The sequence below is a fragment of the Burkholderia sp. 22PA0099 genome (assembly GCF_047497165.1).
GTDB lineage: Bacteria > Pseudomonadota > Gammaproteobacteria > Burkholderiales > Burkholderiaceae > Burkholderia.
The window spans coordinates 1,814,064-1,834,480 of sequence record NZ_CP163165.1; the positions used below are offsets into that span (position 1 = coordinate 1,814,064).

The 20,417-nt window shown below is 64.9% G+C and carries 18 protein-coding genes; 13 read left to right on the top strand and 5 right to left on the bottom strand.

Annotated elements, in window-relative coordinates; translation table 11 throughout:
• Positions 1-25: 25 nt before the first annotated feature.
• From AB4851_RS23685 to AB4851_RS23695, 3 genes are read left to right on the top strand one after another with little or no spacing between them, the layout of a single operon-like run.
• Positions 26-1,624, top strand: coding sequence for an MFS transporter (locus AB4851_RS23685; protein WP_414451685.1), 1,599 nt, complete (start codon positions 26-28; stop codon positions 1,622-1,624).
• A gap of 27 nt (positions 1,625-1,651) precedes the next feature.
• Entirely contained in the window at positions 1,652-2,725 is a 1,074-nt protein-coding gene (locus AB4851_RS23690) for an HlyD family secretion protein (RefSeq protein ID WP_414451686.1), read from the top strand.
• A complete protein-coding gene (locus tag AB4851_RS23695) occupies positions 2,722-4,269 on the top strand; it encodes an efflux transporter outer membrane subunit (protein WP_414451687.1) in 1,548 nt (515 codons plus the stop codon). Before AB4851_RS23690 ends, AB4851_RS23695 begins: the two co-directional genes overlap by 4 nt.
• Before the next feature lie 125 nt (positions 4,270-4,394).
• Here AB4851_RS23695 and AB4851_RS23700 read toward each other — a convergent pair whose 3' ends face one another.
• Positions 4,395-5,849 (bottom strand): PLP-dependent aminotransferase family protein, encoded by a 1,455-nt coding sequence (locus AB4851_RS23700; protein WP_414451688.1) that lies wholly within the window; start codon positions 5,847-5,849, stop codon positions 4,395-4,397.
• A gap of 102 nt (positions 5,850-5,951) precedes the next feature.
• Here AB4851_RS23700 and AB4851_RS23705 point away from each other — a divergent pair, with 102 nt between their 5' ends.
• The 5 genes from AB4851_RS23705 to AB4851_RS23725 are packed head-to-tail and all read left to right on the top strand — an operon-like array spanning position 5,952 to position 9,879.
• Positions 5,952-7,043: a four-carbon acid sugar kinase family protein gene (locus tag AB4851_RS23705; protein WP_414451689.1), complete on the top strand. Its 1,092-nt coding sequence runs from the start codon at positions 5,952-5,954 to the stop codon at positions 7,041-7,043.
• Positions 7,040-8,041, top strand: a complete 1,002-nt coding sequence (gene pdxA, locus AB4851_RS23710) for a 4-hydroxythreonine-4-phosphate dehydrogenase PdxA (protein ID WP_414451690.1) — start codon at positions 7,040-7,042, stop codon at positions 8,039-8,041. The genes AB4851_RS23705 and pdxA overlap by 4 nt, the downstream gene beginning before the upstream one ends.
• 22 nt (positions 8,042-8,063) lie before the next feature.
• Positions 8,064-8,744, top strand: a complete 681-nt coding sequence (locus AB4851_RS23715; protein WP_414451691.1) for a 4-hydroxythreonine-4-phosphate dehydrogenase — start codon at positions 8,064-8,066, stop codon at positions 8,742-8,744.
• A complete protein-coding gene (locus tag AB4851_RS23720) occupies positions 8,741-9,118 on the top strand; it encodes a cupin domain-containing protein (protein ID WP_414442109.1) in 378 nt (125 codons plus the stop codon). The genes AB4851_RS23715 and AB4851_RS23720 overlap by 4 nt, the downstream gene beginning before the upstream one ends.
• A 5-nt stretch (positions 9,119-9,123) precedes the next feature.
• Positions 9,124-9,879 (top strand): cyclase family protein, encoded by a 756-nt coding sequence (locus tag AB4851_RS23725; RefSeq protein ID WP_414451692.1) that lies wholly within the window; start codon positions 9,124-9,126, stop codon positions 9,877-9,879.
• Positions 9,880-10,017: 138 nt separating this feature from the next.
• Here AB4851_RS23725 and AB4851_RS23730 read toward each other — a convergent pair whose 3' ends face one another.
• Positions 10,018-10,944 carry an AraC family transcriptional regulator gene (locus tag AB4851_RS23730; RefSeq protein WP_414451693.1) on the bottom strand — a complete coding sequence of 309 codons (927 nt, stop codon included), beginning with the start codon at positions 10,942-10,944 and terminating at the stop codon, positions 10,018-10,020.
• Between the two features lie 96 nt (positions 10,945-11,040).
• On the opposite strand from AB4851_RS23730, the gene AB4851_RS23735 reads away from it, so the two are divergent.
• A complete protein-coding gene (locus AB4851_RS23735) occupies positions 11,041-12,015 on the top strand; it encodes an oxidoreductase (protein ID WP_414451694.1) in 975 nt (324 codons plus the stop codon).
• 145 nt (positions 12,016-12,160) lie between these two features.
• Here AB4851_RS23735 and AB4851_RS23740 read toward each other — a convergent pair whose 3' ends face one another.
• Positions 12,161-13,117, bottom strand: coding sequence for an AraC family transcriptional regulator (locus AB4851_RS23740; protein ID WP_414451926.1), 957 nt, complete (start codon positions 13,115-13,117; stop codon positions 12,161-12,163).
• A 55-nt stretch (positions 13,118-13,172) separates the two neighbouring features.
• Between AB4851_RS23740 and AB4851_RS23745 the strand changes: the two genes are divergently transcribed.
• Positions 13,173-14,201 (top strand): SDR family oxidoreductase, encoded by a 1,029-nt coding sequence (locus AB4851_RS23745; RefSeq protein WP_414451695.1) that lies wholly within the window; start codon positions 13,173-13,175, stop codon positions 14,199-14,201.
• Between the two features lie 388 nt (positions 14,202-14,589).
• Positions 14,590-15,285: a glutathione S-transferase gene (locus AB4851_RS23750; protein WP_414451696.1), complete on the top strand. Its 696-nt coding sequence runs from the start codon at positions 14,590-14,592 to the stop codon at positions 15,283-15,285.
• Positions 15,286-15,299: 14 nt separating this feature from the next.
• Here AB4851_RS23750 and AB4851_RS23755 read toward each other — a convergent pair whose 3' ends face one another.
• Positions 15,300-16,139: a YkgJ family cysteine cluster protein gene (locus tag AB4851_RS23755; protein ID WP_414451697.1), complete on the bottom strand. Its 840-nt coding sequence runs from the start codon at positions 16,137-16,139 to the stop codon at positions 15,300-15,302.
• A gap of 296 nt (positions 16,140-16,435) precedes the next feature.
• On the opposite strand from AB4851_RS23755, the gene AB4851_RS23760 reads away from it, so the two are divergent.
• Complete coding sequence (locus AB4851_RS23760) at positions 16,436-17,833, top strand: purine-cytosine permease family protein (protein ID WP_414451927.1); 1,398 nt, start codon at positions 16,436-16,438, stop codon at positions 17,831-17,833.
• Between the two features lie 121 nt (positions 17,834-17,954).
• On the opposite strand, the gene zwf is transcribed toward AB4851_RS23760, so the two are convergent.
• On the bottom strand, positions 17,955-19,430 hold the full coding sequence (gene zwf, locus AB4851_RS23765) for a glucose-6-phosphate dehydrogenase (RefSeq protein WP_414442102.1): 1,476 nt from the start codon (positions 19,428-19,430) through the stop codon (positions 17,955-17,957).
• A 319-nt stretch (positions 19,431-19,749) separates the two neighbouring features.
• Between zwf and AB4851_RS23770 the strand changes: the two genes are divergently transcribed.
• Positions 19,750-20,328 (top strand): TetR/AcrR family transcriptional regulator, encoded by a 579-nt coding sequence (locus AB4851_RS23770; protein WP_414451698.1) that lies wholly within the window; start codon positions 19,750-19,752, stop codon positions 20,326-20,328.
• The last annotated feature ends 89 nt before the right edge of the window (positions 20,329-20,417 follow it).

Genomic DNA, 20,417 nt, shown 5'->3' on the forward strand with positions numbered 1-20,417 from the left:
GTTCGGATGAGGTATGGGGGCGCACGTGAGCAGCGTCGTGCTTTCCCCGGTGCCGACTGCGTCCGCATCGGCGGTGCCCGTCAGTCCTGCCATGCCGGCGGCATTTGGCGCGCGAATCCTCGTGGGCATGGCAGGCGTGCTTCTCGCCGTTGTGATCGCTCAACTGAACGATCATGTAACCGAAATCGCGATGGCCGATGTACGTGGCGCCATGGGGATCAGTTACGACGACGCGTCATGGCTGTCCACGCTCTATCAGGTCACGCAGGTGACGGCGATGATGTTCGCGCCCTGGTGCGCGACAACATTTTCACTCAGGCGCTTTACGATTGGTGCGGTCGCTGTATTTGCCGTGCTGGGACTTATTTTTCCATTTGCCCCTTCCACGGCGGCACTCTTCACATTGCGCGCATTGCAGGGATTCGCCGGAGGGTGTCTTCCACCGATGCTCATGACGGTTGCGCTGCGATTCCTGCCTCCGGGAATCAAGATCTACGGGCTGGGTGCCTATGCGCTCACGGCAACCTTCGCGCCAAATCTTGGTACACCGCTCGCGGCATTGTGGACCGAATACGTTGGCTGGCGATTCCTGTTCTGGGAAATAGCGCCTCTCGGCTTGCTGTCGATACTCATGATTGCATGGGGACTTCCGCAGGATCCCCTGCGCCTCGAACGATGCCGCCAGTTCGATTGGCGCGGCCTGGTCCTTGGCTTTCCTGCGGTCGGAATGCTCATTGCGGCGCTGGGCCAGGGAACGCGGCTGGGTTGGATGGATTCTCCGTTGATCTGCCTGTTGTTTGTCGCTTCGGCGATCCTGCTCGTGCTGTTTCTGGTGAACGAATGGTTTCACCCGTTGCCCTTCTTCAAGATCCAGTTGCTGGCGCGCATGAATTTAACCCATGCGCTTATTACGCTTGGTGGCGTGCTGCTGATCTTTGTCGCCATTGCGGGCATTCCCGCGGCCTACCTTGCGGAAGTGAAGGGCTATCGGCCCTTGCAAAGCGCACCTCTTTCGTTATGCGTAGCGCTGCCGCAACTGCTGGCGCTTCCCATCGTCGCAGCCTTGTGTAACGTACGTGCGATTGACTGCCGCTGGATTCTTGCCACGGGGATCGGCCTCATTGCGTTGACGTGCGGCATTGGTAGCAATCTCACATCGGACTGGACGCGCGAGAACTTTTACGTCCTGCAGATCATCCAGATATTCGCGCAGCCGATGTCGGTGATTCCAATTCTCGTGCTGGCGACCAACGGGCTCGCACCTGTCGAGGGGCCGTTTGCTTCTGCCTGGTTCAACACGATCAAGGGGCTCGCATCGGTCGTGGGAACTGGCGTGACCGAAGGGTTCTTCACCATGCGCGAGCATTTCCATTCCAACGTACTCATTGACCAGCTTGGCAACCGGCCGCAGGTCCTGCCCGGGGCGAACGATGGATTGATCCGTGCGGCGGAACTCCCGCACCCGGCGTTACTGCCACTTCTCGACGACCGGATACGTGAGCAGGCGCTGGTTCTTGCTTCAGCGGATGTCTTCCGGCTGATGGCCCTCATTGCGGTTGCGCTCATCGTGCTGATCCCGCTCCTCGCGCCCCGTGTCTATCCTCCCAGCGCTGTCGCGAAGTAGTGCGACCCAAGAACGATTTTATTAGCCATGTCTGAATCAATTAAAAAACGGAAAATGTATATCGCCGCTGCCGCCATCCTGATTGCGGTTGCCGTATCGGCTGCCATTGCCGGTTTTGGTCGGTCTTTGTCATCAGAGGCCACCAACGACGCGTATGTGACTGCCGACTACACGGTCGTTGCGCCGCGTGTGGCTGGGCAGATCACGGGGCTGCTGGTGGAGGACAATCAGGTCGTCCATCAGGGGCAACTCCTCGCGCAGATCGACGACAGGGATTACCGGGCAGCAGTCGCTTCTGCACAGGCGAACGTGGCTATGGCAAAAGCCGCGATCGACAATGCGTCGGCAAGTATCGTGCAGCAGCAGTCGGTCATCGAGCAGGCGAATGCAGCGCTTGCGGCTGCCCGCGCGAGCTATACGTTCGCCCGCGCGGATTACAGTCGCTACACAGATCTGGCAAGTCGTGGTGCGGGCAGCGTGCAAAACGCGCAGCAGGCACAGTCCCGTATCGATACCGCGCGGGCTGACGTTGCACGCAGCCAGGCGGCCGTCCAGGCAGCACGGCAGCAGGTCGCGGTGCTGCAGTCGGTCAGGGACCGCGCGCAGGCGGCGCTCGAACAGGCATCGGCGGCACTCGACACGGCTCGCCTCAATCTCTCATGGACACATATCGTCGCCCCGGTTGATGGCATGGTGGGCCAACGCTCAGTGCGTCTCGGGGCTTACGTGACTGCAGGCACGCCACTGCTTGCCGTGGTTCCGCTGCAGAGGGCCTATGTTGTAGCCAACTTTCAGGAAACGCAGCTGAGATCTGCGCGTCGCGGCCAGCCGGCCGATGTCCGCGTCGATACGTTTCCTGGCGCCGTGTTGCACGGAACGGTCGATAGCCTGGCACCGGCCACGGGGGTGACCTTTGCCCCGATCGCACCGGACAACGCAACGGGAAACTTTACCAAGATTGTCCAGCGCATTCCGGTGAAAATCCTGCTGCGTCCCGGGCAGCCTGAACTGGAACGCCTTCGCGTAGGCATGTCAGTCGAGGCAACCATCCGGACGGACGATTCGGATGCCAAGGGTAATACGGGAGGCATTCTGAAATGAGCCCGTATATTGCGCGCGTAGCCGGCGCGGTGTTGCTGACACTGTTAGCCGGGTGCATGGTCGGTCCGGACTATTACAAACCTGAAGCCGCATTGCCGGCACAGTGGACGCAGGCGGCCAAACAGGAAATACCAGCGGTAGGCCGTCGAGCTGTTCCAGGCGACGTCGATGCGCAGTGGTGGACCGCATTCTCGGATGCCGAACTCTCTTCGCTCGTTCAGCGTGTGGCAGGCGCAAACCTCGATGTCAAGGTTGCCACTCAGCGGCTGATGCAGGCACGAGCGGCCCGTCGCATGACCGGGGCGGACGCCATGCCCGCGTTCGAGGGAACGGCCTCGTATCAGCATTCGCGCTCGAGCCAGAACGGGCTCGTGGACATTTCAGGTCTGAATGGCCAGCATGACTATAACGTCTGGCAGCCGGGGATCGACGCCTCGTGGGAATTGGACCTCTGGGGGCGTGTGCGTCGCGAGATCGAATCCGCCGACGCGTCGGTGCAGGCAACTGCGGAGTTGCGGCGCGATGTCCTGCTCTCTGCAATCGCCGAGACAGCGAGCGACTATATCCAGCTCAGGGGTGTACAGGCACAACAGGCTGTCGTTGAGCAAAACCTCGACATCGCACGCCAAAGCCTGAAGCTCACCCAGATCCGCTTTACCGACGGGGTAGCGACCCACCTTGAGACTGCGCAGGCAGCAGCTCAGGTGAGCGGCATCGAAGCGCGTCTGCCGGTGCTTGAAAACCAGCGGGTTCATCTCGTCAACGCCCTGAGTTTCCTGCTCGGCGAGCCCCCGCGAACGCTCGAAGGCGAACTCGATGCCGTCCACGCCATTCCCCCCGTGCCGCCACGTGTGCCCGTGGGATTGCCTTCGCAACTGGCCGAGCGTCGGCCGGATATCCGCCAGGCGGAGGCACGTTTGCATGGGGCAACTGCGGACATCGGCGTCGCTGTTGGGGACTTCTACCCAAGGGTCACCCTTTCAGCGAATCTGAGTCTTCAGGCCATGCACTTTGGAGATCTCGACGAGTGGACTTCACGCATGTTTGGCGTGGGGCCGGCGCTGACCGTGCCGATCTTCGAGGGGGGGCGTCTCAAGGGACAACTCGAGCTGCGCAAGGCACAGCAACGTGAAGCAATGATCGAGTACCAGCGCACGGTACTCAATGCCTGGCATGAGGTCGATAACGCCATGAGCGACTACGACACACAGCAGACACGGGAGGAGAAACTTGACGCAACGGAGGTGCAGGACAGCGAGGCATTTGAGAACGCACGTAGTCAGTACCTAGCGGGTGCGACGGATTTCCTCAATGTGCTGACCGTCCAGCGCGACCTGCTGGATACGCAGCAAGCCAGGGTTGCCAGTATTACCGACGTGTCACTTGCACTGGTCGGCCTCTACAAGGCTCTGGGGGGCGGGTGGGAAACGAGCTTCCCCTCTGCGCCAGAGGCTGCAAAGGTCGACGCTTCCACGCGTGGAAAACTCATGAGCAGTGGCGGGAACGCGTCAGGCGAATCCGCGCGGCGCACTGATCTGGGGTAGCGATGAGCGGTCTCGACACCTCCTGCTTTGTTGTGTTTGACGTCAACGCGTTTCCCGTTGTGGTCCGCTGCCGCTGGTCGGCAGCGCTATCCGCAGAAATGATCCACTCGCCCAAGCTGTTTCGCCTAACGCGAACGACACCGCCCGATACAAGCGGTCAATTCATCCAGCGCAACTGACAGATCGTCCAGATCCATATGCGCATACCCCAGCAAAAATCCATTCGACGCTTCCGGAGTCGAGCCGGCAAACTCCCGCACTTCGTTGAACACGATGCCGCGTGAATTCAAGGCCTTTCGCAATTCGCGATCGAATGCTCGCTCGCGACCGGCCACCACAACGTGCAAGCCCCCTTCATCGCCGCTCAAGTCGATTTCGCTGACGTAGTCGGCCAAGCGAGCGCGGACCAGATCGCGCATCGCGCCATAGTGGCGTCGCACTCTGCGCAGATGCTTGTCGAGTTCTCCTGAAACCAACAGCGTCTCGACAATCTTCTGAACAGGCCAGGACACATGCACACGTTCGCGTTCGATGTGTGCTGCCAGCGCCGTTGCCGCCGCCTTGGGCGCCGCGATAAAACCAAGCCGCAGCGAGGGGCTGACGGCTTTCGCAAACGTGCTCAGCAGCAACGTATTGTCCGGCGCGCTCGCAAACAACGGCGGATAACGCGTGCCTGCGTAGTGGAATTCGCAGTCGTACTCGTTCTCGACAATCACGGTCCCGTGCATGCGAGCGAGGTCGATGAGCGAACGACGCCGTGGCCCGGACAGACGGCCGCCCAGCGGGTATTGGTGCGCCGGCGTCACGTGTACCAACGCTGGCATTCCCGGCGAATCCATGATCCGTTCCACCAACACGCCTTCGTCGTCGACGGGCACATGGCGCAGCGTCGCGCCCGAGCGCGCGAATGCCCAGTTGGCCCCCGGATATCCAGGGTCTTCGACCGCACACAGGTCGCCATCGCGCAAGAACGTGCGCGCGACGAGATGCAGTGCCTGCCCGGTTCCGTGGGTCACGACAATCTGATCGGGATCGACCGACACCGAACGATGTTCGTGCAGCCAGTGCGCAATCGCATGGCGCAATCCCGATTCTCCGCGCGAGTCGCCATATCCCGCCGGCGGAAGATGCCGCCCGGCTTCCCGGCATGCGTTGCGCCATGCCTCCAGCGGCAGTGCCCGCACATTGACCTGCCCAAGTCGCCAGTCGAATGCGGCGGCCGGTTGCGGCGCCGTCTTGCCGTTCTCGTTATCGATACGTCCCAAAACCGACGATTGCCGGACGATGGTCTCTCGCCGAGGCGTGGCAATGCCCCGGCTCGCGGCCACGAAGGTCCCGTTTCGGCCGCGTCCTTCCAGCACGCCATCGGCAATCAATTCGTCATAGGCCTCCACGACGCCATTGCGCGCGATTCCCAGTTGCTGCGCCAGATCGCGTGTCGGTGGCAGGCGGGTTCCGCATGGCAGGACCCCGTTGTCGATTCGCTCGCGTAATTGCCTGATGATTTGGCGGAACACCGGGCCGCTTGCATGCCGATCGATCTCAAGGTCGACCAAGGCAGGATGGGATTGTTTCGACACGGCGGAGCGAACCATAGACACCCTGAAATTCCATTTTTTTGGTTCTTAAAAAATACATGAAAAACGTCAAAATTCAAGAACCAAAGACAACGCGGAATTTCCATGCGGATTCGCATCATCACTGACGACTTCACGAGCGCGCTCGACGGCACGGCCTGTTTTGCCGAGCGAGGCTGGGATACGGCCGCGCTGCTGCGGCCGGAACAGGCCGGCGCGGTGAGGGCGACCGCAGTCGTCAGCCTCGACACGGATACGCGCGAACACGTCGCGGCCGGCGACCCGGTAGCCGATACGGCGCGTGCCTGGCGCGATGCGGACGTGCTCGTGCTGCAGTTCGATTCGACGTTGCGCGGGCGCGTCGCCGAAGACTGCCTGAGCGCCCGCGCCGCATCCGGCCGCTGCAAGTTGCTGATCGCGCCGGCGTTCCCGTCGGCCGGACGCACGACGGAGGCTGGCCGGGTACTTGTCGACGGCATTCCCGTCCATGAAACCGCATTCGGGAGAGACCCGACCTTGCCGGTTCGGGAGTCCAACGTGCCTGCGCTGTTTCTCGCGCAGGGTTTGCCGGTTGTCATCGCACGCGACGCCGCGCAAGCGAAAGCCCTGCTCGAAGAGCACGACGCCGTCGTGATGGATGCGCGTGTCGAGAATGATCTCGACGCCTTGGTCGGCATGTTCGCCGGCTCACGAGACGTGTTGCTCGCCGGTTCCACGGGATTGCTGCGCGCGCTCGCCCGTGCACTGCCGCAGCCCGAACCGACTCCTCGACCTGCGGCCTTGCCCTGCGATGCGCCCTGGCTGGTTGTCGGCAGCCTCAATCCGCGTTCGCGTCGCCAACTGATCGTGGCGCGCGAACGCCGCCCGATCAACGTGCTGGCTACCGGCAGTGATCGCCTGTTCGAGGCCGCGTTGACCGAAGCGGCACTGCGCGACCTGGTGAAGCAGGCCACCCACCTCATTTCCGATGGCGCGTGCGATGGCCTGGTCGTAACGGGGGGCGAAACGGCCAGACGTATTGTCGACGCCCTGCCTGCCGTGTCGCTGCGCGTCCATCGCGAAATCCTGCCGGGTGTGCCGCTGGTCGAGGTTCGCACCTCGAAAGGCCGCTTCCCGATGATTACGAAGGCCGGTGGTTTTGGCGACGACGACGCGCTGCTCGCCTGCATCGACGCATTGACTGGAGCAAGAGCATGAAACAGAAACTGATCGCCGTGACGATGGGCGACGCGGCCGGCATTGGGCCCGAAATCGTCGTCAAGACATTCTCGAACAGCGCGTTTATCGCTGACTATCCGTCGTTTGCCGTCGGCGATGCCGGCGTGCTGCGGCGCGCGGCGGCCGCGCTCGGCTTGCCGCTCGAAATCCGCGAGACGGATTCGGTGTCGGGCATCACACCGCGCCCGGGCACGCTCGACGTGCTGCGCGTGCCGGGCGCCGAACCGCTGCCTGCCGATCTGCCGCTGGGCGCCATCAGTGCACTGGCCGGCGAAGCGGCCTTTGGCGCGATCCGCACGGCGATCGATCTGGCGATGCAGCGCGAGATCGCGGGCATCTGCACCGCGCCGATTCACAAGGAGGCGCTTGCCGCCGCCCGCGTTCCTTATCCGGGCCACACGGAGATGCTCGCGGATCTTTCCGACACGAGCGATTACGCGATGATGCTCGTGAACCCGACGTTGCGCACGATTCTCGTGACGGTTCACTGCTCGATGCGCGAGGCGATTTCAAGGCTGTCCGTCGAGAGCGAATTGCGCATCATCCGGCTCGCGCATCGTGCGATGACGGAACTCGGCATCGAGCGCCCGCGGGTTGCCGTGGCGGGCCTGAATCCTCATGCCGGCGAGGGCGGGCTGTTTGGCCGGGAGGACCTCGACATCATCGCGCCGGCCATCGAGCGTGCCCGGGCGGAAGGCATCGACGCCAGCGGCCCCTGGCCGGGCGACACGGTGTTCATGAACGCACGCCGCGGCCGCTTCGACATCGTGGTGGCGCAGTACCACGACCAGGGGCTGATCCCGGTCAAGCTGGCGGGCGTCGAAGACGGCGTGAACATTACCGTCGGCCTGCCGTTCGTGCGGACGAGCCCGGATCACGGCACGGCGTTCGATATCGCCGGCAAGGGGATAGCCGACCCCGCAAGTTTGCAGGTCGCACTTCAAACCGCCCATCAATTCGCCCGTTCGCGGGTGTGAGTCATTTATCAAGGAGTCCGACATGTCCTCCCATTTCATTCTGATGCTCACGGAGAACGATGCCACCGTTCCCGATGCGCTGGCGGTCTACGACAGCCTGCGCGACAGCCCCGTTCACTTTGTGGGTTTCAAGGATATCGGCCTGCCGGTCGCCTCGCTCAGGCAACTGGCTCAACGGATCCGGGCCGACGGCCGCAAGGTCATGCTCGAAGTGGTTGCGACGAGCCGTGACAGCGAACGCGAATCGATCCAGGCTGCGCTCGATATCGGCGTCGACTATCTGCTCGGCGGCCGTCACGTCGAGGATGCGCTGGCCATGCTGCGCGGCTCGTCGATCCGGTACTTTCCGTTTGCCGGCCGCACGGTCGGGCACCCGACCGTGCTCGAGGGTACGATGGACGAGATTGTCGAGGACGCGCGTCGCATTGCGGCCATGCCCGGTGTACACGGGCTCGATCTGCTCGCTTACCGCTTCACGGGCGCAGGCGACCCGGCCGAGTTGACGCGGCGCGTCACGCAAGCCGTGACGGTTCCCGTCATTGCGGCCGGCAGCATCGACGGAGAAGCGCGTGTCAAGGCCATGATCGAGGCGCAGACTTGGGGTTTCACGGTGGGCAGCGCATTGTTTCAGGGTACGTTCGTCAAGCGCCTCCTGCCGGCGCAGATCGACACCATTTTCCAGATCGAAGGAGTGACGGCATGAAACTGAACAAGGTCAACGTCGCGGCCGCATTCTCGGCTTTCAGCGAATACTGGTCGCCCAGGATCGGTGGCGACATCAACGAGTCGCAGATCAAGTTCGCCAAATTCAGCGGTACGTTCAACTGGCATCATCACGATCACGAGGACGAACTGTTCTTCGTGGTGAAGGGCACGCTGCGCATGAAGCTGCACGCCGAAAACGGCGGCGATATCGTGATCGAAGCGGGTGAATACCTGATCGTGCCGAAGGGCACCGAGCACTGCCCGGAAGCCGTGACGGACGAAGTGCATTGCCTGCTGCTCGAGCCGAAGACGACCATCAATACCGGCAATGTCGTCAACGCGCGCACGCGCACCAACCTCGAGCGCATCTGAAACGCATGGCGCTCGACCTCTGGGCACTCCTGGGGCAGTTGCACGCGTGCCGGTTCGTGGACCTGACCCACGCGTTCGACGCATCGATTCCGCATTCGCCGTTCTTCGAGCCCGAGACGCGCACGGTCCTGTACGACCATGCTCCCGCGCGGGGTTCGATGGGGCAGGGGTTTCTTGCGCATCGCTACAGTTTTGTCGGCCAGTGGGGCACGCACGTCGATCCGGGCGCGCACTTCGTGGCGGGCCGCCGGTTTCTCGACGAGATTCCGGTGCGCGAGATGATCCTGCCGCTGGTCGTCATCGACATTCGCGAGCAGGTCGCCGCCGACGCGGATTATTGCCTGTCGATCGACGACGTGCTGCGTTGGGAAACGCGTCACGGTGTGGTGCCGCGCGGGGCATTCGTTGCCAAGCACAGCGGCTGGTCGTCGCGCTGGCCGGATCGCGAGAAGATATCGAATCGCGACGCGCAGGGCGTGGCGCATTTCCCCGGCTGGACCCTCGCAGCGCTACGCCATATCTTCGAGGCGCGCGGCGCCACGGCCTGCGGGCATGAGACGCTGGACACCGATGGCGGCCTCGCGATCAGCCGCGGTGACGGTTCGCTCGAACGCTATGTGCTCGACCAGGATCGTTGGCAGATCGAACTGTTGGCGAATCTCGATGCGGTGCCTGAAGCGGGGGCGCTCATCGTCGCAACGTGGCCGAAGCCGAAGCATGGTTCCGGCTTTCCGGCTCGTGTTTTTGCGATCGTGCCGTGACGTAATACGTTGTCTTCGATCGGCGCGTTTTTATCGGCCGCGCCATGCCCTCGACGATCGCTTCGGATGGACGGTGCGGACGCGCGCCGCGCCGGCGCGGATGGCGGGTTCAAACGGCTTGGTCGGCCTGCCGTCCCCTCAAGCGTCGCCCACCTCCGCCGTTCGCCGATACTGCCCCGGCGCCACATCCATCACACGTTTGAACGCGCTCCTGAACGCGCTTTCGGACGAATATCCCACGGCCGCCGCCGCCTCCGCTATCGACACGCCCGCCCGAATCGCGCGCCGGGCCAGGTGCATGCGCCACCGGGTCAGGTAGGTCAGCGGCGGCACGCCCATCATGTCGCGGAATCGAACCGCGAACGACGTTCGCGACATCCCGGCCTCTTTCGCCAACGCCTCCAGGTTCCAGTTTCGAGCCGGATCGCCGTGGATGCAGCGCAGCGCGACGGACAGGCGAGCGTCGCCGAAACCCTTCAACCAGCCCCGGTCGTCATGCGGTGCGTGCGCCAGATAGGCCCGCAACGTCTGCACGAACAGCAGTTGCGCCAGCCCGGAGATCACGGTGGCCTGGCCCGGCCGGCTGCCGGGCTGCGTTTCCGCAACCAATTGCGCGATCAGCCATGAAATCGGCGCGGCCGCCTCCGTGGCTCGGTTCACGTGGATAAGCGGCGGCAGGCCGCTCAGGAGCAGCGCCTGCCGGTCGGCGTCGATCTGCACCAGGCCGCTCAACATGGTGAAGTCGGTGCCGTGGCCGAGGCGATAGGTGCCGTCGTCGTCCCGGGCGAGCGGCATGGCCGTCGCGCCGGAGATCCGTGCCGGGGCGCTGGCCAGCACCAAGGTATGCGTGCCGCTCATGACCAGGATGTCGCCCGCCGCAAGCTGGCGAGGTTCGTCGGGCAGGCCTTCCATGAAACACCAGCAACGGCCTTCCGTGATGGCGCAAAACTTGATCGAACCCATCGTGCCGAAGCGACGCGCCCAGGCGCCGCCCGCCACCAATCGTCCGGACAGCTCGCAGCGGGCCTGGAGAAAATCCAGCAGATCGGATAGCGGGTCGATCATCAGGTTTGAACGATTGCGTATAAAAAATGAACGAATGCGGCTTATAGGTACGGGTTCGGAACATTAGCATGCGGATGTCACTCTTGGAGATCCAGTATGTCTACCCCGCAATCGCCCATTGGCTCGGGCTTCAGAGCCGCTTCCACCGCCGAGGAGGTCATCCGCGGCATCGACCTGACCGGCAAATGCGCCGTCGTCACCGGCGGCTATTCCGGCATCGGTATCGAAACCGTCAAGGCGTTCCGGGCTGCCGGCGCCAAGGTGTTCGTGCCGGCGCGCGATCTCGTGAAGGCGCGCGCCGCCTTGAGCGGCATGCCCGATGTGGTGTTGCAGCCGATGGATCTGCTCGATCCGGCGTCCATCGATCGTTTCGCCGAGCATGTCCTCGATTCGACGGATGCCGTCGATATCCTCGTGAACAATGCCGGCGTCATGGGGCCGCCGCTCGCACGCGATGCGCGCGGATATGAATCCCAGTTTTCAGCGAACCACCTCGGCCACTTTCAACTGACCTGCCGCCTGTGGCCGGCGCTGGTCCGCGCCGGGCAGGCACGCGTGATAGCACTGAGTTCCTATGGGCATCGCCGGGCCGGCATCGATTTTCACGACGTGAACTTCGAACGCCGAGACTACGACCCGTGGGTTGCCTACGGCCAGGCCAAGACGGCCAATGCACTGTTCGCCGTGGCGCTGGACGCGATCGGCAAGCACTCGGGGGTGCGCGCGTTTTCCGTTCATCCGGGCGGCATCATCACGGACCTGGTCCGTCACATGCCGAGGGAAGCGCTTGAAGCCCAGGACTACATCGACAAGGAAGGCCGGCCGATCATCGATCCGGAAAACAACAAGAAAACACCGCAGCAAGGCGCTGCAACGAGCGTCTGGTGTGCGACGAGCGCGAGGCTCGACGGCATGGGCGGGGTTTACTGCGCGGACTGCGACATCGCTCGTGCGCTCCCGTCCGACGACTCCGAGGCGCTGAATGGCGTGCGTCCTCGGGCGATGGACGCGGTAGCGGCAGGGCGGCTTTGGCAATTGAGCGAACAGCTTACCGGCGTGCGTATCGATTGATGTTGTTGGGGCAGCGCGTCGAGCGATGGGGGCATCGCATCTGCGCTTTGGTTTTGTCCAGGCAATCGACCAACGCTCCGCATCAACGGCCGATGCGGCGCGTTGGCTTTCATTGCGCCAATCCGTGAATCCGCGAATCCGCCCATCACCCCCGAACCCCCAACCGATACGCTCGCGGCGAACTCCCGGTCACCCGCTTGAACGCGTTGCTGAACGCACTCTCCGACGCATACCCGAGCGATTCCGCCAGCACCGCCACCGGCCGGTTCTCCTCCCGCAACGCCCGCTCCGCCAGACGCATGCGCCATTCGGTCAGATAGGTCAGCGGCGCGGTGCCGACCACCGCCTTGAAGTGAAACGCGAAGCTCGTGCGCGACATCGCACACGCCTTGGCCAGTTCGTCGAGATGCCACGCGCGCGACGGCTCGCCGTGCATCAGGCGCAGCGCCGGCGCGATGCGCGGGTCGCCCAGCGCCCGCAGCCATCCGGCCGGCATCGCGTCCGACGTTTTCAGGTGCGCGCGCAGGATCTGGATGAACAGCAACTGCGCGAGTTGCGCGGTCGCCAACTGCCCGCCGGGCTGCTCGGCCGTGCGTTCCTCCACCAGTTGATCGAGCAGCCAGCGAAACGCGCTGGCCTGAGGCGACGCGGCCGGCACGTGAATCCACGGCGGCAGCACATCGGCCAGCAAGCGCCCGCTGGCCGGATCGAGCAGCACGTGGCCGCCGAGATGCGCGAAATCGGCGCCGTCGCCCAATTGCAGACTGTTGCGGCCCGCGCCGGAAAACACGCTCATCGCGTCGAGCGGTTCCAGATCGGGGTCGCTGGCGAGCACGAACGCGCGCCTGGCCGACAGCAGGCCGACGTCGCCGGTGTCGAACCGCACCGGCGCCGGTTCGCCGTCGATGCGGACCCAGCAGCAGCCCTTCACGACCGCGAAGAACTTGATCTTGTCGGGCGCGGGAAAGCGTAGCGCCCACGGGCCGCCCGCCGTGAAACCGCCGGTCACGATCGATTCGGCGCTGGTGAACTTGAGGATGTCGGAAAAGGGATCGGTGCTCATTCTCGTACTATCGCGCAAGTAAATCGCACTTTCAATTATTCACGGTCCGAGTGCCGCTGTCTAAGCTGACGCTTTGCTCAATCAGGACATCGGCATGAACGACACAACGGTACTCGTCACCGGCGGCACCGGGTTTATCGCGCAGCATTGCATCCTCGCGCTGTTGCGCGAAGGCTATCGCGTGCGCACCACGATCCGCTCGCCGGGGCGCGAGGCGGAAGTGCTCGGCAACCTCAAGCAGGGCGGCGCGCAGCCGGGCGAGCGCCTGAGCTTCGCCATGGCCGACCTTGGCGACGACCGCGGCTGGGCCGAGGCGGTGGCCGGCTGCAGCTACGTGCTGCATGGCGCGTCGCCCACGCCATCGGGCAACCATGCCACCGAGGACGACTGGATCCGGCCGGCCGTGGACGGCAACCTGCGCGTGCTGCGCGCCGCGCGCGACGCGGGCGTCAAGCGGGTGGTGCTGACGTCGGCGTTCGGCGCGATCTGCGCGGGGCATGCGCAACTGAGCCGCCCGTTCGACGAGCGCGACTGGAGCAACCTGTCGGGCAAGGTCTGGCCGTATCAGAAGTCGAAGACGCTGTCCGAGCGCGCGGCCTGGGATTTCATCGCGAAAGAGGGCGGCGGGATGGAACTGTCGGCGGTCAATCCGACGGCGGTGATGGGGCCGGTGCTCGGCCCCGACTACTCGCACTCGATCCGCACGGTCACCAACATGCTGGACGGCCAGCGCGCCTGCCCGAAGATCAATTGCGGCTTTGTCGACGTGCGCGACGTGGCGGACCTGCACGTGCTCGCGATGCGCCATCCGGCCGCCAACGGCGAGCGCTTTCTCGCGATCGCGGGCCACAGCCTGTGGATGCGCGAGGTGGCCGAGGTGCTGCGCCGCCGGATGGGCGCGGCGGCCGGCAAGGTGTCGGCGCGCGAGCTGCCGAATTGGGTGGTGCGCCTGGCGGCGCGGCGCAACCCGGCCATGCGCGGTATCGCGACGCTGCTCGGCCGCGACATGAACGCCACGAGCGCCAAGGCGATCCGGCTGCTCGGCTGGCGGCCGCGGTCGAGCGAGGACGCGATCGTCGCCACGGCCGACAGCCTGATCCGGCTCGGCTTGCTCAAGCCGTAACAGGTCATGGGGCGGCTCGAGCCTTGTCGATGGAGCAAGCACGAAGGCCGTCGCGCTGTCCCGCTCGGCCAGGTCCATTTCGTTGCACGACGGCCGCGCGGCATTGGCGGCGCGCGGCCTGGTTGCCAATGTCGTCGGCCGGCTCGCGACAATTCAGGCCTGTCATCGACGTGCGCCTGCGCGATCCGCGTCGCGGCCGCCAGAAAGCGCGCCCTCGAATCCGATCCCGTCGCCGTTCACACGCCTGCTACCTTCGCACACCGAAGTGATTGAGGTTGCGTATCGCACGCTTTGTCGTTACCCTAACGAACGTTAGGTAGTGATCGGCGATCGAAGCATCATCCGTTCGTCGATTGCGTGTCGAAACCCCTCCATCGAAAGGCAATCCATGAGCATCGAACCCATCCACGCCGCTGCGGACACCCGCGCCGTCATGACGATCCACGATTTCGCGACCGGGCCGTATCCGGCGCGCGTACGCATCGCGGTCGCCGAAAAGCAGCTCGATGCGCAGGTGCGCTTCGAGCGAGTCGATCTTTATCAGGGCGAGCACAAACGTCCGGCGTTCATCGCGGACAAGAACTATTCGGGCACGCTGCCGGTGCTCGAACTGGCCGACGGCACCTGCATCGCCGAATGCACGGCGATCACCGAATACCTCGACGCGCTCGACGGCGCGCCCGTGCTGACGGGCACCACGCCGCTGGAGAAGGGCGTGATCCACATGATGAGCAAGCGCGCGGAGATCGAGCTGCTCGACGCGATCAGCGTGTATTTCCACCACGGCACGCCGGGCCTGGGGCCGGATGTCGAGCTGTATCAGAACGCCGAATGGGGCTTCCGGCAGCGCGACAAGGCCGTGCGCGGCATGCATTACTTCGACCAAGTGCTGCGGGATCGGCCGTTCGTGGCCGGCAACGCGTTTTCGATGGCCGACATCACCGTGATCGGTGGCCTCGTGTTCGCGGCGATCGTGAAGCTGCCGGTGCCGGAAGCGTGCACCGCGCTGCGCGCCTGGCTCGCACGGATGCTGGCGCGGCCGAGCGTCGCGAAGCAGCCGGCGCTGGCGGTGCTGAACACCTGACGCCGGTTGCTCGATTAGGCCCGCGGCGGTTCGGACAGTTCGGACGGTTCGGGCGGTTCGGGCGGTTCGGCATCGAAGAATCCCAGATAAGCGGGGGCGGCACCGGCCGGCGCCGTATCGGCCATGCGCGCCGGCGCGTCGATCGACAGCAGCGTTGCGAGCGTCGAGGCGCGGTTCGTCACGTAGCGCCACGGATACGGCGAATGCGGCTCGGCGCTGCCGTCGCTGTGCGCGGCCGCCAGTTGCGCGGCTTCGAGCGCGGCGCGCAAAGCCTCGCGCGCCGGCGAATACACGGCGAAGCCCTCGTTGGCGAGCGCGGCCGTGTCGTAGCCGAGTTGCGCGCACAGGTAGGCCTTGGCGAGACGGTCGCGCTGGTCGGCCTCGCGCGATTGCGCGATCAGCTCGGCGGTGGCGGCATCGACCAACCGGCCCTCGGTCATCAGCACCGGCCGGTCGGCCGACCACGCCTCGGGCGGGCAGGCCTTCGAGGCCGGGTCGAGCGCCAGCGCCGGGTGCGATTCGGCCGGATAGATCCGGCACACGCGCGGACGTTGCTCGTAGGCGCCGCAGGCCATGTCGGCGCGCAGGTGCGGGCACGGCCCGGCGAACGCCGCCACCAGCGTGACCGCCACGCGCACCGGCAGCGTGCCGCATTGGGCCGCGAACGAACGCCGCCGCCGGTGCTGCGCGAGCAGGTTGTCGGCGGGCGGCTCCTCGGGCCAGGGCACGGCGTCGCAGAACAGTTGCACCTCGCCGCCGCGCGACAGCCAGGTGATCGCTTCGTCAACGGCGAGCGGCAGGCGCAGGTCATGGCAGCAGCGGCCGCACATCGTGCAGGAAAAGTGGACGGACATGATCGGGGGTTGTGGTGGTGTTCGACGCCGTCAATTCGCTGCGCGGGCCGCCGTGGTTACAGTGGCGGCGCACGATGATTTTCATTGCCCAGGTTGACTATTCAAATTTGGCTGGTTGAGATGCGTGCATGAAGCAGACCAAGGCGATGCGGGGTAATTCCCGATGTCTGCCAGGATGTCTATACAAGAAGATGCGAGCACGGGCCGTCGAGCCCATCCGCCGCCGCGCGTCGTCGGCGATACCAACCGGAGCGCAATACGTGGCGAACCAGAGAGAGGGCCGTGGCAACGGCGCGTTGATCGAAACGCGATCGATCGATTTCATTCCCGACGCGGAGCGTCACGGCAGCCTTGCGAGCCAGTTCACGCTGTGGCTGTCGGCGAACCTGCAGATCACGGCGATCGTTACCGGGGCATTGGCCGTGGTGCTGGGCGGCGACGTGTTCTGGTCGCTGATCGCGCTGCTGCTCGGCCAACTGGTGGGCGGCGCGGTGATGGCGCTGCACGGCGCGCAGGGGCCGCAACTGGGGCTGCCGCAGATGATCTCGAGCCGCGTGCAGTTCGGCGTGTACGGCGCCACGATCCCGCTGGTGCTGGTCTGCCTGATGTACGTCGGCTTTTCGGCCAGCGGCTCGGTGCTGGCCGGCGCGGCCGTCGCGCAACTGCTGGGCGTGGGCGACGTGGCCGGCATCGTGCTGTTCGCGATCTGCATCGTGCTCCTGACGATCCTCGGCTATCGCACCATCCACCTGATCGGCCGCATCGCCAGCGTGATCGGCGTGGTGGCGTTCGTGTTCATGTTCGCGCGCCTGTTCGCGCAGCACGACATCGGGCTGCTGCTGGCGAACCGGCATTTCTCGATCGCCAGCTTCCTGTTGTCGATGTCCTTGTCGGCGTCGTGGCAGATCGCGTTCGGCCCGTACGTGGCCGACTATTCGCGCTACCTGCCGCGCTCGACATCCTCGCCGGCCACGTTTCTGGCGGTCGGCCTCGGCTCGGTGATCGGCGCGCAGGCCGCGATGGTGTTCGGCGTGTTCGCGGCGGCGCTGGCCGGCGCGCAGTTCGCGCATCACGAGGTGGCGTTCATTGTCGGGCTCGGTTCGACGGGCGCCGTGGCCGGGCTGCTGTACTTCAGCATCGCGTTCGGCAAGGTCACCGTCACCACGCTCAATGCCTACGGCAGCTTCATGTCGATGGCGACCATCGTCAGCGGCTTTCGCGGCCAGCGCACGCTGTCGCATGGCCGGCGGCTCGCCTACATCCTCGCGATGGTGGCCGTGTCGACCGCGCTCGCGATCGCCGGCCGCCACGCGTTCCTGAAGGAATTCACGTCGTTCATCCTGTTCCTGCTGGCGTTCTTCACGCCGTGGAGCGCGATCAACCTGGTCGACTATTACGTCTTCACGCGCTCGCGCTACGACGTGCCGGCGCTGTCGAACCCCGACGGCCGCTATGGCCGCTGGAACGGCATGGCGATCGGCGTCTACGCGGTCGGCATTCTCGTGCAGATGCCGTTCATCTCGACGGGCTTCTACACCGGCCCGCTCGTCGATGCGCTGGGCGGCACCGACATCTCCTGGATACTCGGCCTCGCGGTGCCGGCGCTGCTGTACTACATCGGTGCGCGGGCGTCGTCGCGCAGCATTCCCGAGCGCCTGATCCTGCCGGGCGAGGGCGCACGCGGCGCGAAGTGATCGCCTAATCAATGCCGAATGTGCGTTGATTGCCCGCTAAAAAATGAAGACAAAAAAAGCCGGCTGCCCATTCGCAGCCGGCTTTTTCATGCGTGACGAAGCCGCGTGTGACCCCGCGCGCTCAGGCCTCCTCGGCCCACGACATGTTGTCGCGCGCGAGCAGCGCCGACGACGCGGCCGGCCCAAACGTGCCCGCCGTATAGAGGCGCGGCCGATCGCCCGGCTGCTGCCAGCCTTCGAGGATCGGCTCGACCCAGGTCCAGGCCGCTTCGAGTTCGTCGCGGCGCATGAAGTGGGTGAGGCGGCCGCGGATCACGTCGATCAGCAGGCGCTCGTACGCTTCGGCGCGGCGCTCCGGAATCGCCTGCTGCAAATCGAGGTTGAGGCTCACCGGCACCATGTTCATGCCGCTGCCCGGCTCCTTCGCGAGCATCTGCAACTGGATCGATTCCTCGGGCTGCAACTGGATCACGAGGCGGTTGCTGTAGTGGCGCGGGCCGTCGGGGATGATCGAGAACGGCAGGTCGGCGAACTCGATGACGATCTCCGATTGCCGCTTTTGCAGCCGCTTGCCGGTGCGCAGGAAGAACGGCACGTTGGCCCAGCGCCAGTTGTTGATGTGGGCGCGCAGCGCGACGAAGGTTTCGTTGCGGCTGTTCGGCGGCACGTTGTCTTCCTCGAGATAGCCCTTGACCGGCTTGCCGTCCACCGCGCCGGCCGCGTATTGGCCGCGCACCGTGTCGCGTGCGATGTCGGCCGGCGTCATCGGACGCAGCGAGCGCAGCACCTTGAGCTTCTCGTCGCGCACGGCATCGGGATCGAGCGACACGGGCGGTTCCATCGCGACGATGCAGAGCAGTTGCAGCAGGTGGTTCTGCACCATGTCGCGCAGTGCGCCGGTGTGGTCGTAGAAGCCGGCGCGGCTGCCCACGCCCACCGTTTCCGCCACCGTGATCTGCACGCTGCGGATATACGGCGCCTGCCAGAGCGGCCCGAAGATCGGGTTGCCGAAGCGCAGCACCATCAGGTTCTGCACCGTTTCCTTGCCGAGGTAGTGGTCGATCCGGTAGATCTGCGATTCCGCGAAATGGCGGCCGACGTCGTTGTTGATCGCCTGCGCCGAGGCGAGATCGTGGCCGAGCGGCTTTTCGAGCACCACGCGCGAGGCGGCGTTCAGCAGCTTCGCGGTGTCGAGGTTGTCGCAGATCGTCGTGAACAGTTCCGGCGAGGTCGACAGGTAGAACACGCGGATCGCCTCGTCGCGCGAGGCTTCGGCCAGGCGCTGGTAGTCGGCGGCGGCGTTCACGTCGATCAGCACGTACTGGAACAGGTCGAGGAAGCGGCTCCACGCTTGCGCGTCGAAGGCTTTTTCGTCGATGAACGGACGCGACTGCTCTTCCATGAACTTGCGGTAACCGTCGATGCCCCAGTCACGGCGGCCGACCGCGATGATGCGCGTTTCGGCCGGCAGATTGCCGTGCAGGTGCGCCATGAAGAGCGCGGGCAGCAGCTTGCGGGCGGCGAGGTCGCCGCCGCCGCCGAAGATGATCATGTCGACGGGCGATTCTTTTGCGGCTTGGGAGGTGGGGTGGGTCATGGGTGGTGGGTTCGCGGGTCAAGTCGATGAGCGTTGAACGGACGGCGCATGTTGCGCCGCGGTGCTGCGGAAAACGCTCAGTGTGCCCGGTTTTGCGCGACTTCGCGCACCGGCATGCTGCACGAATTTCACGTGGGTGAGCCGGGTGGGCCGCGAAGGCCCGTCGCGTCGTGTGTTGCGCGGCGGCGCGCTAAACACGCGTGACCGGCCGAAACCGGTTAAAGGGGGCGCATTGCGATACATCAAAGGGAAATTTCTCTTGTGCGTGGCTGCGTGTTTATCTATGATTGAGCAATCACTCATTTATAGGTGCACGGTTTTGGCCCGTCCTCGCAGTGCCGACAAACAGGAAGCGATCCTCGATGCCGCCGCGCGCGCGCTGGCCGAGCACGGCGCGGCCGCCACCACGGCGCGCATCGCGCGGCTGGCCGGGGTGGCCGAAGGCACGGTGTTCACCTATTTCGACACCAAGGATGCGCTGCTGAACGCGCTGTACCTGCATCTGAAGGACGGCCTGCGCTCGGCGATGATGGGCGCGTTTCCGCATGGGGACAGCGTCGAGCGGCGTGCTCGCCACGCCTGGAACGCCTTTGTGGAGTGGGGCGTGACGCATCCCGACGGGCGGCGCGCGCTGCGCCAGCTCGAGGTGGGCGCGAACATTGAGGAAGCGAACCGCGTGGCCGGCGCGAGCGGGTTCGGCGCGGTGCGCGACATGTTTCGCGAATGCCTGTCGGGCATGAGCGGGCTGTCGGACGAGCAGGTCATGAATTTTTGCGGCGCGCTGTTTTCGTCGATGGCCGAGGTCACGATGGACAGCATCGCGCGCGAGCCCGAGCAGCAGGAAGCGTACCGCGAAGCCGGTTTTCGGGCGATCTGGGCGGCCTTGCAGGCGCACTGATCGCCATCACGCGCGACGGCGGCGCGACCGATTTCGGTCGCCGCATCGCGTTATTTAATGAGTGAGTAATCATTCATTTTTATCGAGGA